The sequence below is a fragment of the Lentilitoribacter sp. EG35 genome (genome assembly GCF_040784015.1).
GTDB lineage: Bacteria > Pseudomonadota > Alphaproteobacteria > Rhizobiales > Rhizobiaceae > Lentilitoribacter.
In genome coordinates, this window is the sequence record NZ_JBFNGQ010000002.1 from 363,113 (window position 1) to 381,851 (window position 18,739).

Below are 18,739 nucleotides of genomic sequence, written 5' to 3' on the forward strand. Positions count from 1 at the left end.
CACGGCAGGAGCAAATCAATGGAAGTCAGCAATCAACCTAAACTCGTCACAGTTTTTGGTGGTTCAGGTTTTCTTGGACGCCATATCGTTCGTCTTTTGGCAAAAGAAGGTTACAATATTCGTGTTGCTTGTCGTCGGCCCGACCTTGCTGGCCACTTACAGCCATTGGGAAATGTTAGCCAGATCACAGCGGTACAGGCAAACTTGCGATATCGCGATTCTATAGATCGCGCGGTCCAAGGCTCTGATTATGTCATAAATTGTGTCGGTATCCTTTTTGAAAGTGGGCGTAATACATTTGATGCGGTTCAGGAATTTGGCGCACGGGCTATTGCAGAAGCGGCAAAAGCCAACAATGCAAAATTGGTCCATATTTCAGCAATTGGTGCTGATAAAAATTCCAACTCTGATTATGCCAGAACAAAAGGTCGAGCCGAAGAAGCAGTCTTAAACATTGTGAAAGATGCTGTTATTTTGCGACCATCTATTATTTTTGGTCCAGAAGATGGGTTTTTCAATAAATTTGCTGACATGTCTCGGTTTGCACCAGCTCTGCCGCTGATAGGTGGTGGCCATACGAAATTCCAACCGGTTTATGTTGCGGATGTTGCGGCGGCTGTTGTCAAAGGTGTAAATGGCGAACTTCAGGCTGGCAAAACGTATGAACTTGGCGGACCAGAGGTCATGAGTTTTAAAGAATGCCTACAGCTTATGCTTAAAGTTATTTCCCGTAAACGCATGATGGTCTCGCTACCTTGGGCAATCGCCTCCCTGATTGGCAGCATAACCTCACTTATACCATTTATCGATCCGCCACTTACACCAGATCAAGTCGAACTTCTTAAGCAAGATAATGTGGTATCAGCAGATGCGGAGAACGCTGATCTTGATCTTCAATCAATGGGTATTGCGCCGACAGCACTTGAAGCCATTCTCCCAACCTATTTGGTACATTATCGCCCCGCGGGCCAATATACGAAGATGAATTCATCATCATAAATTCATGATACAACATCTACGCAACAGAAATGTTGGAAAACTTGTTTTCCGACATGGATTTTAACCAAACCAGATGTTTTGGGGTTGCTATTTTTTGCTGTGTCAGCGACATAGCGTTCATATTTCTCAACCCTGAAAACACGATTAATACCCTGTTCAGACTGCGATGACTTGTGTCCTCAGGCCAACAACAACAGAGAGCTGTTTTATGATTAAAGCCGTCGTTCCTGCATTCATTCTTGCTGTAACAATTATTATATCTGCTTCTGCATTTGCGCCACGCAGCAATATGATTGGAGATGAAGGATGCGACCTTGCTTATGGTATTGAAGGATGCAGCAAAACTTCCCTATACTAAATCATTAGGTCAACCAAAGACCTATCAGGCCAGCAGTTCCAATGAATATTCGCCAAATTGCAAATGGCATGAACCCGTGCTTTGAAACAAAATCCAGCAGCCCCCTTACCACAAATGCACCCGCGATAAATGCGGTAATAAATCCTACACCTATGATCGATAGATCATCATATGACAGTTGATCTATATTTTTATAAAGATCGTAAGCAAAAGCTCCAACCATGGTTGGCATTGCCAAAAAGAATGAAAATTCTGCAGCTGATCGCTTATCTGTTCCCATCAATAGAGCACCCGCGATTGTTGCACCAGAACGTGATGTTCCTGGCACCATAGCAAGAACTTGGCACATTCCAATTTTTAGAGCCAATGAGGGTGGGTATTCCATCGCATCAAAATATCGCGGTTTTAATGGCAGACGGTCGATAACCAGCAAGATTACACCACCAATAATCAGTACAATACAAATAAGCATCGGAGCTTCGAAAAGGACCGTTTTAATGAAATCATGCGCAAGCACCCCAACAAATGCAGCGGGCAGAAAAGCAAGTATAATAGCTGCAACAAACCGTCTTGCTTTTGTACTTTTTGGTAAATCGATGAAGACTTGCCACAGACGGGTGAAATAGATACTTAGTATAGCTAAGATCGCACCAAGTTGAATAAGTATCTCAAACGTATTGCCCGGTGAATCAAAACCTATAAAATGCCCGGCGAGAAGAATATGACCTGTTGAAGACACGGGAATAAACTCCGTTAAACCTTCTAGAAGACCTAAAAGAATTGCACCCACTATTGTTTGATCAGCCATTGCACTCGTTCCACCTACATTCTAAAGATTTTCTACTTATCGGAATCAAATTCTTTTGATCATCATTTAGCCATTTAAGCCATATAACTCTTGCAGTTATTAATGTCAGTGATAAATTTAAGAAGTTGAAATAAAACTAATCTATTCATTCAATATCATGCCAACGGGATCTGCTTAATTCATGCCTGTATTGTATCATTACACTTTGTCGCCAGCGTCCCGCTTCATCCGTCTTTGTTTGGGCGAATATAATCTCAAAACCGACCTCGCCGAAGAGTATCCTTGGGAAATACGCAAAGACTTTCTTGCCATGAACCCTGCAGGGACACTTCCAGTTTATCTTGACGACACTATGCGAGCATTAAGTGGCGCCCACGTAATGGCGGAATATTTAGATGAAACACATGGCATTCTGTTTCGTGACAAGAGATTGTTAGCAGAAGACCCATTTGAGCGGGCGGAAACTAGAAGGTTGATGGAATGGTTTTTGATCAAGCTGGAGAATGAAGTCACAACGCCTCTTCTTAAAGAACGCGTTTATAAACTTTTTGCACCATCGGTAAATGGTTCATCAGCACCCGATTCGAAGAAGCTTCGAGTTGCGCGTAGCAATATTAACCTTCATCTAAAATACTTGAACTGGCTAGCTGGCACTCGAAACTGGCTTGCCAGTGACCGCCTAAGCTATGCAGACTTAGCCGCAGCATCGGCAATATCAACGCTCGATTACCTTGGTGAGGTCCATTGGTCTGAATTCCCGCAAGCCAAAGAATGGTATCAACGAATTAAATCACGCCCCTGTTTTCGTCCTCTTCTGGCCGAACGCATTGTAAAAATACCGCCAGTATCGCATTATGCAGATCTTGATTTCTAGTTGGGGTTTTACGGGTTGAATTGGCAGATCTTTTATCTAACCAGAAGCTAAAAGAATTTCTAGTATCGGATGCTGAGCGTTTGGGCTTTTCCGATATGCGGATTACCAGCGCTGATCAAGTTCCACTACTCAAAGACAATCTGCTAAAGTTTGTTTCCAACCAATATCATGGAACTATGGATTGGTTGAAGGAAACAATTGATCGGCGTAGTGATGTCAAAACGCTATGGCCCAATGTGAACTCAATCATCATGTTATCCATGTCCTATTCGCCGGACACCGACCCGCTTGGTAATTTGGAAAATCCTGATGTAGCCAATATTTCAGTTTATGCACGACATCGCGATTATCATGACCTTATTAAAGGGCGACTTAAAGAGATCGCTGGAAGATTAGCTGCGCGATCGGACAAGGATGTGAAAGTCTTCGTCGATACAGCTCCCGTTATGGAAAAACCACTTGCTCAGAAAGCGGGCTTAGGCTGGCAAGGCAAACACACAAACCTTGTTAGTCGAAAACAAGGTTCATGGTTCTTCCTTGGTTCAATTTTTACAGAAGCAGAGCTTGAGCCTGATGAGGCAGAGAATAATCACTGCGGAACATGCTCTGCATGTATTTTGGCCTGTCCTACCAATGCTTTTCCAGCGCCATATAAAATCGATGCACGACGCTGCATTTCCTATCTAACGATAGAACACAAAGGTCCAATTGAGCACGAATTTCGAGAGAAAATCGGCAATCGAATTTATGGTTGCGATGACTGCCTTGCTGCCTGCCCATGGAACAAATACGCGATCGAAGCAAATGAAAACAAGCTAAAAGCTCGCAGCGATTTGATTTCACCTGAACTCGAAGACCTTCTCAAGTTTGATGACGCTGCATTCCGCACGTTCTTCTCCGGCTCACCCATCAAACGCATAGGTCGTGATCGCTTTGTTCGAAATGTGTTAATCGCGGCTGGCAATAGCAAAAACCCAAAATATAAAGAAGCCTGTGTCAAATTACTGAATGATAAGAATGAAACTGTTCGCGGCGCGGCAATTTGGGCGCTTGCAAAACTAATAAAAAAATCAGAATTGCGGCAACTCTACTCGCAAAACACTAATGAAAAAGATGCGAGTGTTCTTGATGAATGGAACATAGCTCTTGACCGAGATATAAACCAAGCAATTGGCCAAGTATTGAAAGATAGTAAATGAGACTTATGATTTTTGGCGCAGGGTTTTCTGGCCGCACGATTGGAAAACATATTCAAGGTAATTTTCAGTTCATTGGCGGCACGACACGGCAGGACAAAAACTTTTCTCAACTTCGTGATGATGGGATCTCACCTTTTCAATTCACCGGTGAGGCATTTTCAGATGTGCTTTCTCAAGAATTAAAAGACGTTACCCACATTATTCAATCGATCTCACCAGACAAAGGAGGAGATCCATTGTTACCGCTGATTAGTCATAAGTTGCTTACACTAATGCCGAACCTAAAATGGATAGGGTATCTTTCAACGGTGGGCGTTTATGGCAATCATGATGGTGAATGGGTTAACGAGGAAACTGTTTGCAAACCAGTTTCAAAACGGTCCATTGCAAGACTTGACGCGGAAAATGCATGGACGAGCCTATGCAACGCGAATGATCTTCCTTTGGCTATTTTACGTCTTTCCGGTATCTACGGCCCAGGCCGAAATACATTCGTAAACTTCGAAAAAGGTAAAGCACGCCGCCTTGTTAAAGAGGGGCAAGTCTTCAATCGAATTTTTGTCGATGATATTGCGCGTGCTGCGAAGTTGCTGATGACACAGAATATAAGCGGCATATTTAATATTACTGATGATGAACCCGCCCCTCCGCAGGACGTTGTTGCCTATGCTGCCGAACTGCTTGGAGTTGGACCACCACCAGAAATTGATTTCCAGACAGCAGACCTTACGCCCATGGCTCGCTCATTTTATGGAGAAAATAAACGTGTTTCCAATCAAAAGATTAAAGATCTAGGGTTTGAGTTTTTGCAGCCCAATTATCGTTCTGCACTTGCCTATTTACACGGCAGATATCACACGTAGATGTTAGGCTGGAATATGGGCCAGTTTCGCCAAAAGTTCGGTGGCGTTTTTCACGCTCATCTTTTTATGCAGCCGCAACCGAATATCTTCGATGGATCGTGGTGACATAGAAAGCTCAATTGCGATTTCCTTGCTGGTTAGACCCTTACTTAAGTACAGAATTACCTCTCGTTCACGTGGTGTAAAACTATGGGTTGTTTGCGAAATCACCGCGTAACTCATGATGGTCTTTGCAAGTGGAGCTTCTCGCGTTAGGGTTTGTGCGCGAAATCGACACCAAATCTGATCACCATCTTTTCGCTTCACCAAACGCTCATCGGTGTATACGCCTTTTTCCTTCAGCGGCTTTATCCCGATATCGCGCACATTGTCGAACTCTTTCCGAGTTTGATAAAACATTCGAAAGGATTGCTCCAATACTTCATCTTTTTGATAGCCAAGCATCTCTGCAAACATCAGATTGCAACTTTTAACAATTCGATGCTGGGTCAAAACAATCCCAATGGGCGCACTTTCATATGCAATTTGATCAAAATTGATATCAGCCACGACTTTACTCCAAATAAATGTCTATAGTATTTCTACGGTATTGTCCCCGTACCCACAATAGAGTTAGATAGAGGTTTGTTTATTACAAATCATAAAGTGGTCAATGAATAACCAGAGCGATATTCAATCAAAGTTAAACCAAGCTATTGAGGCAAAGCGTGATGACTTGATTGCGCTCACGCAAGACCTTGTTCGAATACCGACACTTAACCCTCCCGGTGATTGCTACTTGGAAGTTTGCGAATATTTAAAACATCGCCTTGAGAAAAGCGGTTTTGACGTTCAACTAATCAGGGCTTTTGAGACGCCTGGTGATAGTGATAAATATCCCAGATGGAATATTCTTGCTCGCAAAGAGGGCGCATATGGTGGCGATTGCGTACATTTTAACTCTCACACTGATGTCGTGGAAGTTGGAAATGGATGGACGAAAGACCCCTTTGGTGCGGAACTTGATGGTGATCTCATCTATGGGCGCGGCACATGCGATATGAAGGGCGGTTTGGCCTCTTCAATCATAGCGGTTGAAGCCTTTATTGAGACTTTTCCAAAATTTAGCGGTGCCATTGAAATATCCGGTACAGCGGACGAAGAAACCGGCGGCTATGGTGGGGTCGCGTATTTAGCTGAAAAAGGCTATTTTTCTCCTTCTCGCGTACAGCATGTGATCATTCCTGAGCCCTTAAACAAAGATTGTATCTGTTTGGGGCATCGCGGTGTCTGGTGGGCGGAAATAGAAACCAAAGGCAAGATTGCGCACGGTTCGATGCCATTTCTGGGTGATTGTGCAGTTCGGCACATGGGCGCTGTTTTGGAAAAAATGGAACATGAGCTGATACCAACACTTTATGAACGAACAACGGCAATGCCCGTCATACCGGAGGGTGCTAAACACTCAACGATAAACATCAATTCTCTTCATGGTGGGCAAGAGGAACCAGAGGAAGGTTTCACAGGTTTTCCCTCAGCATGCGTTCCAGATTCTGCGCGCATGGTGATAGATCGCAGATATCTTTTTGAAGAAACCGAAGAAGAAGTTCGGGAAGAAATCACTGAACTTCTCGAACGAGTTAAAAACGAACGCGAGCATTTTGAATATGACATTACGGAATTATGGACTATTCAGCCGACATTGGCAGACAAAGAAGCGCCCGTAGTTAAAGCCGTCCAAAGTGCAATAGGTTCAGTTCTTAAATGTGAACCGACATTTGTCGTTTCCCCCGGAACATACGACCAAAAACATATTGACCGTATCGGTAAATTAAAAGACTGTATAGCCTATGGCCCAGGAATATTGGATCTTGCGCATCAACCGGATGAATATATCAGCGTACAAGACATGCTCGATTCAAGTAAAATAATGGCCAACAGCTTGGTCACACTTCTAAAACAAGACAATAATAACAGAGGCAATTAGCAATGGTACAATTTAGTTCATTATCTCAAAAAGCACTCAGCTTCACGGCTGCCACAGCTATGTCTGTATTGATGGTATCTTCTATAGCAATGGCCGCCAAGACGGATATTCGAGTTGGTATGGTTCTTGAACCGCCAAACTTAGACCCAACAGGTGGAGCAGCAGCAGCCATTGATGAAGTTGTTTATGCGAACATTTTTGAAGGCCTTACGCGCTTTGGTCCGGATGGATCAGTTAATCCTGCGCTCGCAAAATCATGGGAAATCTCAGACGATGGATTGGTTTACACATTTAAGCTGCATGATGGTGTAAAATTCCATGATGGTAGCGACATGAACGCGGAAGATGTGAAGTTTTCTCTCGATCGGGCACGTGCTGAAGATTCAACAAATGCTCAGAAGGCGCTTTTTGCTGATATCGCAAATATCGAAGTTGTTGATCCGACAACTGTCAAAGTAACACTATCAAAGGCCAATGGTTCGTTCCTATTTAATACGGCTTGGGGTGATGCTGTTATCGTTGCACCTGAAACTGCGGATACAAACGCAACTAATCCGGTGGGAACAGGTCCTTTCATTTTTGAAAACTGGGCAAAGGGCGACAATGTCAAACTTGGCAAAAACCCAGACTATTGGGGTGAAGGCGTTAAACTCGATAATGTAACTTTTAAATTCATTTCAGACCCAACAGCTGCATTTGCTGCAATGATGGCCGAGGATGTCGATGCATTTCCAAACTTTCCAGCGCCTGAAAACTTGCCCCAACTTGGTGCCGATCCACGTTTTAATGTGATTGTTGGCTCAACTGAAGGTGAGACCATTCTTGCCATGAACAACAAGAAAGCACCGTTGGATAATGTAAAGGTACGCCAAGCAATTAGCCATGCTATTAACCGTCAGGCAATTATCGATGGGGCCATGTTTGGCTATGGCACACCTATTGGCACACATTTTGCGCCACATAATCCTGATTATGTCGATCTAACTGCACAATCTGCCTATGATCCGAAAAAAGCGATGGCGCTTTTAGAAGAAGCGGGCGTTAAAGACCTGACACTCTCGCTTAAACTTCCTCCACCATCATATGCAAGACGTGGCGGAGAAATCATCGCGGCACAATTGCGAGAAGTTGGTATCAATACCGAGATTGCTAATCTGGAATGGGCACAATGGTTAGAACAAGCCTTCCGCGGTAAAGACTTTGACCTCACTATCGTCTCCCATACCGAGCCATTTGACATTGGTATTTATGCCCGTCCTGACTACTACTTCCAATATGGCGATCCAGATTTTATCGCGATTATTGATCAACTCACAGGCGAGGCGGACCCGATCAAACGTTCTGAACTGATTGCATCGGCGCAAAAGAAAATCTCAGATGATGCCGTTAACGGTTATCTTTTCCAACTTGCAAAATCAGGTGTTGCAAATGCCAAAATCAAAGGTCTTTGGGAAAATTCTCCAACCCAAGCCAATGATATGACTGGTGTTTATTGGGAAGACTAGTTCATCGCGACATCACTGGCGGTGATAATCCAACCCACCGCCAGTGACTATTCTCACTTATATTTATCATGCTCTTTTTCACACTCAAAAGAATGACCTCACTGCTTGCGAGCCTTTTCATCGCAAGTATCGTGATTTTTGTTGTGATTGAAATCATACCTGGTGATCCCGCTGCTTTCATGCTGGGATTAAATGCCGAACCAGAAGCAATTGATGCTTTACGAGAACAACTTGGTTTAAACGCATCGATACCGAGCAGGTATTTCACTTGGATAACAGGATTATTTCAGGGTGAATTTGGCACCTCTTATACCTATCGTGTTCCTGTCGGCGAACTCATCGCAGATCGTATTGCAGTTTCACTGCCACTTACAATTTATGCCCTGCTACTATCGACTGCGATCGCATTTCCTGTAGGTGTGTATGCCGCATCTCGCCGCAATTCGGCTGGCGATGTTACAGTTATGGGTATGACGCAACTGGGTATTGCAGTTCCTAATTTTTGGTTTGCCATGCTGCTGGTTCTAGTTTTCTCAATCAATCTACGTTGGTTTTCGGCTGGTGGTTTTCCGGGTTGGGATGCTGGTTTTTTACCAGCCATGAAGGCACTCACTTTGCCCGCAATTGCTCTTGCCCTGCCGCAAGCATCTATTTTAGCCCGCGTGATGCGCTCATCATTGCTGGATACACTCAATGAAGATTATATCCGAACAGCACGCGCTAAAGGGTTGAATAGACAACAAGCCATGTGGCGTCATGCCTTACGTAATGCGCTTATTCCAGTTCTAACGATCATCGGGTTGCAGTTTTCATTTCTTCTTGCTGGCGGCATTATCATAGAGAATGTCTTTTATCTTCCCGGACTTGGCAGATTAGTTTTCCAAGGCATTACACAGCGCGACCTCATAGTCGTCCGCAGCGTGGTTATCCTCCTGGTTTTTGCAGTTATTGTTGTCACATTTCTCGTCGACATCGCCTACGCGCTTGCGGACCCTCGCTTGCGGGAGAGCAAGTCATGATGGCAATTTTAACGAGCTCCAAGGGACTGATCATCGGCGTAATCCTAACATCGCTCTTTATTTTGCTCGCAATTATCTCATTTATCTGGACGCCCTTTGATCCGGCACAGATCGTTATCAGCAACAAACTACAAACGCCTTCTTTCACTCATCTTCTTGGCACAGATCATTTTGGTCGTGACATGCTGTCTATGATTATGGTTGGCGCTCGGGTATCTATTGCAGTCGCCTTTGTTGCTGTCGGAATCGGTGTTGTTTTTGGCGTGCCACTTGGTCTTTATGCAGCAGCAAACAGAGGCAGTATTACCGATGAGATCATCATGCGTGGCAATGATCTGGTTTTTGCGTTCCCGTCTTTATTGCTAGCCATTATGATCACTGCTGTTTTTGGACCAGGCGCCATAAACGCCATCATCGCTATCGGCATATTTAACATCCCTGTTTTTGCCCGCTTATCTCGCGGAGCTGCCAGCAGCCTCTGGTCGCGCGAATATGTGCTCGCAGCTCAGATTTGCGGCAAATCTAAAACACGCATTTCCGCAGAACATATCTTACCAAATATCACGAACCTACTGATTGTTCAGGGAACCATCCAGTTTTCACTTGGAATATTGGCAGAAGCTGGTCTTGCTTATGTTGGACTGGGTGCGCAACCTCCAATGCCAAGTTGGGGCCGAATGCTTAACGATGCACAAACGTTGATTTCAATTAAGCCACATTTGGCGCTGGTTCCTGGCCTTACTATCGTCCTGATGGTTTTAGGACTTAATCTTTTAGGTGATGCATTACGTGATCTGTTTGATCCTAAACTGCGCAGAGATCGGACATAATCATGCTGACTGTGCGCAATCTAAAACTGAATATCCACGACACTCCAATCCTAGATGATATTGATTTATCAGTTGAGCGAGGAAAAATTCTGGGAATAGTTGGAGAATCCGGCTCCGGAAAATCCATGACTGCCTTTTCAATCTTAAAACTCTTGCCACATGGCAGTGAGTTATCGGGTAGTATTTTATTTGAAGATAATGAGATTTTGGATCTTAGCGAAGGCGAGATGTGCGACCTTCGCGGCAATGATATTTCCATGATTTTTCAAGAACCAATGACAGCTCTCAATCCCGTTCAAACAATTGGCGATCAAGTTTCGGAAACAATTAGAGTTCATACTGGAAAATCACGCCAAGATGCAGAAGAGATTGCTATAGAAGCACTTCGACGTGTTGAGCTACCAGTTGATAAATTCCCGTTGACCCGCTATCCGCACAATTTATCCGGTGGCCAACGTCAACGCGTTATGATTGCTATGGCTATCGCACTCAAACCAAAAGTTTTGATTGCTGATGAACCAACAACAGCGCTTGATGTGATTACTCAAGCAGAGATTTTAAAACTCCTCAAAACCCTTGTTGATGAAGACGGTTTATCTCTTATTTTGATCACCCATGACCTCGCCGTTGTTGCGGAGATGGCTGATGATATTGTTGTTATGAAAAATGGTGTTGTTATCGAGCAAGGCCCTTGCAGGGATGTTTTATCTCAGATGCGCCATGAATATACCAAGAAACTATTTGAAGCTTCCAAGCATGTGCCTAATCAATCTGAAAAAGTAATCAGCACTCAGGACGCTGTCTTAAATGTTCGTTCTGTTTCTTGTGACTACAACCTACCAAAGCGGCATTTATTTGCACCGCGCAAAAAATTCCGGGCGGTCAACAATGTTTCCTTCGATATTTTTCGTAGCGAAAATATTGGATTAGTTGGTGAATCCGGTTGTGGCAAATCGACATTGGCGAAATCTTTGCTCGCTCTTCGGCATTTGGATGAAGGTGAAGTTAAACTAAATGGAACTACCTTTTCATCCAAAGGACATGGGCCCAAGTTAGAGCAGCGAGCAATGACGCAAGTTGTGTTTCAAGATCCGCATTCATCTTTCAACCCAAGACACAAAGTGAATAAACTGATCGCCGAACCATTTTTCTGCGCCAATCCGCCTGCACAGCAATCTGAGATAGATGCACGCGTTGCTAAAGCGCTTCTCGAGGTTGGTCTTCAAACATCTGACGGCGACAAATATATACATGAATTTTCTGGTGGACAGCGGCAACGGATAGCCATAGCTCGCGCGCTCATTATGCGACCCGCTCTTGTTATCCTAGATGAAGCAGTATCCGCGCTTGACGTTTCTATTCGTGCTCAAATCCTTGATCTTCTGGCCGAACTTCGTGATAAGCTCAATTTGTCCTATTTGTTTATTTCACATGACCTATCCGTTGTTAGGAACATTACAGATCGTGTTTTGGTTATGCAAAATGGCGTCATCGTGGAACAAGGCAAGACAGAAGATGTCTTTAACGCTCCGCAGCAGGATTATACGAGAACGCTCATAGAAGCTATTCCGGTTCTGGATGTACAAAAGCGAAGGGTTGTTTAATCATGAGCACATTCAATACGAATCTTGAAAACACTTGCTGTTTCATCGGTGGTGAATGGATTGCCCCGACATCAGGTGATTTTTTAGAACTTACCGATCCATCAGATGGAAGCAATCTTTGCTCGATAGCGCGTGGACAAAAGGCGGATATAGACCTTGCTGTTTGCGCCGCCCATACCGCTTTATCGGGCGATTGGGGATCAATGACAGCTGCCGAACGGGGCAGGTTGCTTTTTAAAATATCTGCAGAAATAACCAAGAATGTTGAATGGTTAGCCGAGTTAGAGGCAAGAGATGTTGGCAAACCTTTAAGTCAGGCCCGAAATGATGCAATAGCATTGGCGCGATATCTCGAATTTTATGGTGGCGCGGCCGATAAGGTTCATGGACAGACAATTCCCTATTTGAATGATTATACAGTTTATACATTACGAGAACCACATGGCGTGACGGGCCACATTGTGCCGTGGAATTATCCCATGCAGATCATCGGCCGTTCCGTGGGTGCGGCGCTAACCATGGGAAATGCATGTGTTCTAAAGCCGGCAGAAGAAGCCTGCTTAACTGCATTGGCCTTTGCTAAAATAGCACATGATTGTGGCTTGCCAGAAGGTGCACTAAATGTTGTGCCTGGTCTGGGAAGTGAAGCAGGTGCAGCACTAAGCGGCCATCCAGATATTCAACACGTTTCTTTCACAGGTTCCGTCGCAACAGGGGTCAAAATTCAAACGGCAGCAGCACAAAATGTTACTCCCGTTACATTGGAACTTGGCGGTAAATCACCTCAAGTTGTGTTTGAAGATGCCAACATAGATCGTGCAATTGCTTTCCTTATTAATGCAGGCATTCAAAATGCAGGGCAAACATGTTCTGCGTCATCTCGAATACTGGTTCATAAATCCATCTATGAGACGGTGCGCAAAAGAATGAGTGCCGCTTACAGCGCCTTAACCGTTGGTCCTGCTATGTCCGATCATTCTCTCGGACCTCTCGTATCTAAGAGACAAAAGGAGCTTGTCGACGGCTTCTTAGACTTAGCAAAGCGAGATAAAATTTCCATTGCCGCACAAGGGAAGTACGTCGCTGACTTGCCTAAGGATGGCGCTTATATATTGCCAACCCTTTTGGATAATGTGCCGTTCGAACACCCATTGGCACAAGATGAAATTTTTGGACCTGTACAGGTCCTCATTCCCTTTGAAAATGAGGCGGAAGCAATCGCAATCGCCAACAGTACAGATTACGGCTTGGTTGCAGGTATATGGACTAAAGATGGCGGGCGCCAGATGCGTATGGCCAAAGCTATCCGAAGTGGGCAGATATTTATCAATAATTATGGTGCTGGTGGAGGTGTTGAACTCCCATTTGGCGGGTATGGCAAATCTGGTCATGGACGTGAAAAAGGATTTGAAGCACTTTATGGATTTTCAACGTTAAAAACAGTAGCCAATTGGCACGGTGAATGAGTGAGGCAATATGCGACTTAAAGATAGGATAGCCATTGTGACAGGCGGTGCATCTGGGTTTGGTGCAGGCATTGTTCGCAAGTTTCATGATGAAGGTGCACAGGTTGTTATAGCTGATGTCAATTACGATGCTGCACTAAATTACACCAAGGAATTTGATACCAATACAACAGCTATAGAGGTCAATGTCGCTTCATCTAAGAGCGTACAAAAAATGACTGAACAGGTTATTGATCGATTTGACCACATAGATATTCTTGTCAACAATGCCGGTATTACGCATCTACCGACACCGATGGAAGATGTCTCTGAAGAGGATTTTGATCGTGTCTTCAACGTAAATATGAAATCGGTTTATCTCACAGCAAAACACGTAGTTCCGCACATGAAGCAACGTGCATCAGGAGTGATTTTAAATGTAGCGTCCACGGCGGGGGTTTCCCCACGGCCAAATTTGAACTGGTATAATTGTTCTAAAGGCTGGATGATTACGGCGACCAAAACCATGGCGATTGAACTTGCTGCGCAAGGCATACGCGTGAATGCTATAAATCCTGTTGCCGGTGAAACACCGTTGCTAAAATCCTTTATGGGACAAGATACACCGGAGATCCGGGAAAAATTTATCTCAACCATTCCCATTGGCCGTTTTTCAACGCCCGAAGATATGGGCAATGCGGCATGTTTTTTATGTTCTGATGAGGCATCTATGATTACAGGCGTGGCTATGGAAGTGGATGGTGGTCGCTGCATTTAGTCAGCTTATCGTAAATTGGCTTGCTAAGCGGAAGAGATACGTCTACCACATCATTTTACAGCAAATGGATTGGGGTTAAATCATGCGGCTCGGCGGACGCTTACAAGCAGCTATTGAAGTTTTAGAGACCATTCAGACCCAACATCGCCCGATTACAACAGTTCTCAGAGACTGGGGTTCGGCCCATCGGTTTGCAGGCTCTGGTGATAGAGCCGCTATTGGCAATATCGTCTATGATGCATTACGCATGAAACTATCACACGCCTATCTAATGGATGATGATGGTCCAGCCGCACTGGCCGTTGCCGTATTATTGCGACAGTGGAACATTGCTTACGACCAGCTGGTTGCTGATTTTGAAGGCGATAAATTTGCACCGGACCTGATCTCTCAGGCCACATATGATGCATTCAAGGCACGTGATCTGAAACAAGCCGCTAAACATGTTCAAGCCGACATTCCCGAATGGCTAGTTACAAATTTTGAAATTGTGTTCGGTGAGAACTGGCTTGAAGAAGCTGTTGCTTTTAATCAGAGGCCGACACTTGATGTGAGAGTAAATACACTCAAAGCGACAGATGAACAGGTTCTTAAAGCCTTAAGCAAACTGGATGCAAAAGCTTGCTCACTTGCGCCATCGGGTATCCGGATTGATGCAAGCGAAGGCGCTAAACGCATGCCAAACCTGACTGCTGATATTCCATTTGCTAAAGGTTGGTTTGAAATTCAGGATGAAGGCTCGCAAATGGCTGCGGAAATGGTTGGCGCAAAACCGGGTGAACAAGTGCTTGACTATTGCGCTGGCGGCGGCGGCAAGGCATTGGCACTTTCTGCCGAGATGGACAATAAAGGGCAGATATATACATTTGATTCAGATTCACGACGCATGGCACCAATGATTGAACGGATCCGCCGAGCTGGCGTTCGCAATATTCAAATCTGTAGCTCAGAGGAAGAATTAGAACCACATAAAATGCACTGCGACCGTGTGCTGGTTGATGCACCTTGCACTGGTACAGGAACTTGGCGCAGACGCCCTGAAACCAAGTGGAAGCTTTCTGAGAAAAACCTTGAAACCCGGTGCGCACAACAAAAAGAAGTCCTCGAAAAGGCTTCTAGCTATGTTAAAGAAGGTGGCGAACTAACCTACGTCACATGTTCGGTTCTACCGCAAGAAAATGATGCCATTATTGAAAGCTTCCTTGCCTCTTATAGTGATTTTGAAATTATCGATACACAAAGTGAATGGAAAAGTATAACAGGCATGAGCACTGTTCCGCTTTCCCACACAAATGTTGGCATCTTATGTAGCCCACATCGCACACATACAGATGGGTTTTTCATTGCGAAGCTAAAACGCAAATAGACAGATTTCCTAACGTTGCGGATCGCTATACGTTACGAAATATATATTCGATATTTTGATGTTCACTCGTATGATAAATCCCCTGTCCGAGGACAGGTCCAAACTCACCATTTGAATTGATTTTTTGGACATCAAATTTCACATCAACGCTACCATTTTGGTAAGAGCCTCGCTCAATGATGATAAAATGCCCCTTCTCTTCTCCTATATGCCCCTCACACAGACCAATTCCCGAAAACTCGCTACGTCTTTCATTGGCATATATGAGAGTGTAATGCATGGTTTCCTTCCCATGAACATAACCTTTGTGCTGGCGAATAACTTCGCCGCGGTTGAATTTCTGTGGTTCGGGCATTTCGGTGATTTTGTCTTCAGACCATTTTTCAATGGTAAATGATGCTTTATATTCCAATTTGTACTCCTTTAACTCTGATGAAGTTTGTTGGAAACTTGTCTTGAATTATTGTAAAAATGCGACATGAATGAAATAAGACCAAAAATCAGGGGGCTGCTCAATGAACGTCAATCTCTTGAAAAAATTTCAATCCAAACCTTTCCGCCCTGCAAAGCCATCGATGCTGTTATTGACCGCTTTTGGCATGTTTGTTGGGCCCTCCCCGAAGGTGAGAAATACAAGCAATCTAATATCCCGTTTCCCACTCAACATCTTGTGCTCGACCCACAAAATGGTTCTGGCTTTTTCGGCTGCACCAGCGGTAAGTTTGACTATCTCTTAAAGGGCAAGGGTGCTGTGTTAGGTGCAAAACTAAAGTCGGGAATGGGACAATCCATTGTTCAAAAATCCATGTCAGAGCTGACCGATACTCACATACCAATTCATAAACTCTATCCCAAAGATGGGATGGAGTTAGAAAAAATGCTGTTGGAACAATCTGTCGAAAAAACTTTAGAAGCCTTCAATATTCATATCTCTCAACATTTTATCGAGCCAACAAAAGATATGATCAAAGTTCAAAATGCTGTCATGAAGGCTGAAATGGATACACAAATTTTTACCCTCAAAAACTTATCTAAGGCCCTGAAGATTTCTCCAAGACAGATCCAAAGACTGTTTCAAAACCATATAGGCTTAGGTCCCAAATGGGTTATCAATCGCTATCGTATGTTTGAAGCGTTAGACACTTTAAATGGAAATTCTCCAGTTGATCTTGCAGACCTAGCCATAAAGTTAGGGTTTTCTGATCAAGCTCATTTCAATAACGCATTTCGATCTCTTACTGGGTTTAGTCCAGCAAAATACACTAAAAGGAACAGAAATAGTGCGAACTAATCGTCCATCTTAAGAGCTGCAATAAATGCCTCTTGCGGGATATCAACCTTACCAAATTGGCGCATCCGTTTCTTACCCTTCTTCTGTTTATCCAGAAGTTTACGCTTACGGGAGGCATCACCGCCATAACATTTAGCCGTTACATCTTTACGCAAGGCACGAATAGTTTCACGTGCGATAATCTTGCCACCAATTGCTGCCTGCACCGGAATTTGGAACATATGCTGTGGGATCAAATCTTTAAGCTTCTCGCACATGGCACGCCCGCGTTTTTCAGCAGATGATCTATGAACCAAAATTGACAAGGCATCGACAGGTTCTGCATTGACTAAAATTGACAGTTTGACCAAGTTGCCCTCGCGGTGATCATCAATCTTATAATCAAAGCTTGCATAGCCCTTTGAGATTGATTTCAAACGATCATAAAAATCAAACACGACCTCATTGAGTGGCAAATCATAGCTCACCATCGCACGGGTGCCCACATAAGTGAGGTCCGTTTGCAATCCACGGCGCTCTTGGCACAGTTTCAAAATTGGACCCAGATATTCATCTGGCGTCATGATGGTTGCCTTGATCCAGGGCTCCCTGATTGACGTGATATGCATAACATCCGGCATATCAGCCGGATTGTGCAACTCGATGACTTTGCCATCAAACATTTCCAGCTCGTAAACCACTGATGGTGCGGTTGCAATCAGGTCAAGATCAAATTCGCGCTCTAGCCGCTCCTGAATAATCTCCAGATGCAAAAGACCCAAGAAACCACAACGGAAACCAAATCCCAATGCGGCTGATGATTCCATTTCAAACGCAAAGGACGCATCATTTAATCGCAGCTTACCCATTGCGCTACGAAGATCATCAAAATCAGCTGCGTCAACCGGAAATAGGCCGCAGAATACGACTGGTTGAGCCGGTTTAAAACCGGGTAAAATATCAGTGGTCGGACGTTTATCTTCAGTAATCGTATCACCAACACGTGTATCGGCAACTTCCTTAATGGAAGCTGTGATAAACCCGATTTCACCAGGCCCAAGCTCATCAACCGTTACCAGTTTGGGAGTAATAATACCAACCCGGTCGACGGGATATCTAGCATCGGTTCCGATCAAACGAATAACCTGACCTTTTTTCAAGGTTCCATCAATCACGCGTACCAAAACGATAACACCAAGATAGGTATCATACCAACTATCGACGAGAAGTGCTTTTAGCGGATCATCGGGAGAACCACCTTCTGGGGGTGGTAAGCGATCGACAATTGCTTCTAAAACTTCAGGAACACCAACACCCGTCTTCGCTGAAATCATAAGAGCATCACTGGCATCAAGACCGATGACTTCTTCAATTTGTTCGCGAATACGCTCTGGTTCGGCAGCGGGCAAATCTACCTTATTCAAAACTGGAACAATCTCATGATCTGCATCAAGAGCTGTGTAAACATTGGCAAGCGTTTGAGCTTCAACACCTTGCGATGCATCCACAACAAGCAGTGAGCCTTCAACAGCCGTCAAAGATCGCGATACTTCATAGGCAAAATCGACATGCCCTGGTGTGTCGATCAAATTAAGCACATATTCTTCGCCATTATTTGCTTTGTAATGCAAACGAACAGTTTGTGCTTTGATCGTAATGCCGCGCTCTTTTTCGATGTCCATACTATCGAGAACTTGGGCTGACATTTCGCGATCTGTCAGCCCTTCACAGGCTTGGATCAAGCGGTCAGCAAGTGTGGATTTACCATGATCGATATGTGCAACAATCGAGAAATTTCGGATATGTGATAAAGATGTTGTCATAACAAGCGATTTAGAGTGCAAAGCCGCAAGAA

18 protein-coding genes are annotated in these 18,739 nt (G+C 44.3%); 14 read left to right on the plus strand and 4 right to left on the minus strand.

Annotated features, from left to right (window positions below; translation table 11 throughout):
- Positions 1-18: 18 nt before the first annotated feature.
- Both AB2J24_RS05610 and AB2J24_RS05615 read left to right on the plus strand, forming a co-directional pair.
- The gene (locus AB2J24_RS05610; protein WP_367384744.1) at positions 19-999 is read left to right on the plus strand and encodes a complex I NDUFA9 subunit family protein; all 981 of its coding nucleotides are present in this window, start codon (positions 19-21) and stop codon (positions 997-999) included.
- Positions 1,000-1,207: 208 nt separating this feature from the next.
- On the plus strand, positions 1,208-1,357 hold the full coding sequence (locus AB2J24_RS05615; RefSeq protein ID WP_367384745.1) for a hypothetical protein: 150 nt from the start codon (positions 1,208-1,210) through the stop codon (positions 1,355-1,357).
- A 4-nt stretch (positions 1,358-1,361) separates the two neighbouring features.
- Here the strand turns inward: AB2J24_RS05615 and AB2J24_RS05620 are convergent, their stop codons facing one another.
- Positions 1,362-2,165 carry an undecaprenyl-diphosphate phosphatase gene (locus tag AB2J24_RS05620; protein ID WP_162654367.1) on the minus strand — a complete coding sequence of 268 codons (804 nt, stop codon included), beginning with the start codon at positions 2,163-2,165 and terminating at the stop codon, positions 1,362-1,364.
- A gap of 181 nt (positions 2,166-2,346) precedes the next feature.
- Between AB2J24_RS05620 and AB2J24_RS05625 the strand changes: the two genes are divergently transcribed.
- The 3 genes from AB2J24_RS05625 to AB2J24_RS05635 are packed head-to-tail and all read left to right on the plus strand — an operon-like array spanning position 2,347 to position 5,101.
- Complete coding sequence (locus AB2J24_RS05625) at positions 2,347-3,039, plus strand: glutathione S-transferase family protein (protein ID WP_162654368.1); 693 nt, start codon at positions 2,347-2,349, stop codon at positions 3,037-3,039.
- Between the two features lie 20 nt (positions 3,040-3,059).
- Positions 3,060-4,238, plus strand: a complete 1,179-nt coding sequence (queG, locus tag AB2J24_RS05630) for a tRNA epoxyqueuosine(34) reductase QueG (protein WP_367384746.1) — start codon at positions 3,060-3,062, stop codon at positions 4,236-4,238.
- Positions 4,235-5,101: an SDR family oxidoreductase gene (locus tag AB2J24_RS05635; protein ID WP_367384747.1), complete on the plus strand. Its 867-nt coding sequence runs from the start codon at positions 4,235-4,237 to the stop codon at positions 5,099-5,101. Before queG ends, AB2J24_RS05635 begins: the two co-directional genes overlap by 4 nt.
- 3 nt (positions 5,102-5,104) lie before the next feature.
- Here AB2J24_RS05635 and AB2J24_RS05640 read toward each other — a convergent pair whose 3' ends face one another.
- Positions 5,105-5,650: a PAS and helix-turn-helix domain-containing protein gene (locus AB2J24_RS05640; RefSeq protein ID WP_162654370.1), complete on the minus strand. Its 546-nt coding sequence runs from the start codon at positions 5,648-5,650 to the stop codon at positions 5,105-5,107.
- Between the two features lie 103 nt (positions 5,651-5,753).
- On the opposite strand from AB2J24_RS05640, the gene AB2J24_RS05645 reads away from it, so the two are divergent.
- The 8 genes from AB2J24_RS05645 (at position 5,754) to AB2J24_RS05680 (ending at position 15,614) form a co-directional block, all read left to right on the plus strand.
- Positions 5,754-7,067, plus strand: coding sequence for an acetylornithine deacetylase/succinyl-diaminopimelate desuccinylase family protein (locus tag AB2J24_RS05645; RefSeq protein WP_367384748.1), 1,314 nt, complete (start codon positions 5,754-5,756; stop codon positions 7,065-7,067).
- Positions 7,068-7,069: 2 nt separating this feature from the next.
- Positions 7,070-8,572 carry an ABC transporter substrate-binding protein gene (locus AB2J24_RS05650; RefSeq protein WP_420883623.1) on the plus strand — a complete coding sequence of 501 codons (1,503 nt, stop codon included), beginning with the start codon at positions 7,070-7,072 and terminating at the stop codon, positions 8,570-8,572.
- Positions 8,573-8,640: 68 nt separating this feature from the next.
- Positions 8,641-9,591, plus strand: a complete 951-nt coding sequence (locus AB2J24_RS05655; RefSeq protein ID WP_367384749.1) for an ABC transporter permease — start codon at positions 8,641-8,643, stop codon at positions 9,589-9,591.
- On the plus strand, positions 9,591-10,421 hold the full coding sequence (locus AB2J24_RS05660) for an ABC transporter permease (protein ID WP_367384843.1): 831 nt from the start codon (positions 9,591-9,593) through the stop codon (positions 10,419-10,421). The genes AB2J24_RS05655 and AB2J24_RS05660 overlap by 1 nt, the downstream gene beginning before the upstream one ends.
- A gap of 2 nt (positions 10,422-10,423) precedes the next feature.
- Entirely contained in the window at positions 10,424-12,025 is a 1,602-nt protein-coding gene (locus AB2J24_RS05665) for an ABC transporter ATP-binding protein (protein ID WP_367384750.1), read from the plus strand.
- A 2-nt stretch (positions 12,026-12,027) separates the two neighbouring features.
- Positions 12,028-13,491: an aldehyde dehydrogenase family protein gene (locus tag AB2J24_RS05670; RefSeq protein WP_367384751.1), complete on the plus strand. Its 1,464-nt coding sequence runs from the start codon at positions 12,028-12,030 to the stop codon at positions 13,489-13,491.
- 10 nt (positions 13,492-13,501) lie between these two features.
- The gene (locus tag AB2J24_RS05675; protein ID WP_367384752.1) at positions 13,502-14,248 is read left to right on the plus strand and encodes an SDR family oxidoreductase; all 747 of its coding nucleotides are present in this window, start codon (positions 13,502-13,504) and stop codon (positions 14,246-14,248) included.
- Between the two features lie 82 nt (positions 14,249-14,330).
- Positions 14,331-15,614, plus strand: coding sequence for an RsmB/NOP family class I SAM-dependent RNA methyltransferase (locus AB2J24_RS05680; RefSeq protein ID WP_367384753.1), 1,284 nt, complete (start codon positions 14,331-14,333; stop codon positions 15,612-15,614).
- Between the two features lie 25 nt (positions 15,615-15,639).
- Here AB2J24_RS05680 and AB2J24_RS05685 read toward each other — a convergent pair whose 3' ends face one another.
- Positions 15,640-16,026: a DUF3224 domain-containing protein gene (locus tag AB2J24_RS05685; protein ID WP_367384754.1), complete on the minus strand. Its 387-nt coding sequence runs from the start codon at positions 16,024-16,026 to the stop codon at positions 15,640-15,642.
- 66 nt (positions 16,027-16,092) lie between these two features.
- On the opposite strand from AB2J24_RS05685, the gene AB2J24_RS05690 reads away from it, so the two are divergent.
- Positions 16,093-16,905: a helix-turn-helix domain-containing protein gene (locus tag AB2J24_RS05690; protein WP_367384755.1), complete on the plus strand. Its 813-nt coding sequence runs from the start codon at positions 16,093-16,095 to the stop codon at positions 16,903-16,905.
- Here the strand turns inward: AB2J24_RS05690 and lepA are convergent.
- Positions 16,902-18,707 (minus strand): translation elongation factor 4, encoded by a 1,806-nt coding sequence (gene lepA / locus AB2J24_RS05695; protein ID WP_367384844.1) that lies wholly within the window; start codon positions 18,705-18,707, stop codon positions 16,902-16,904. The two genes, AB2J24_RS05690 and lepA, sit on opposite strands and share 4 nt — an antisense overlap.
- Positions 18,708-18,739: the final 32 nt, after the last annotated feature.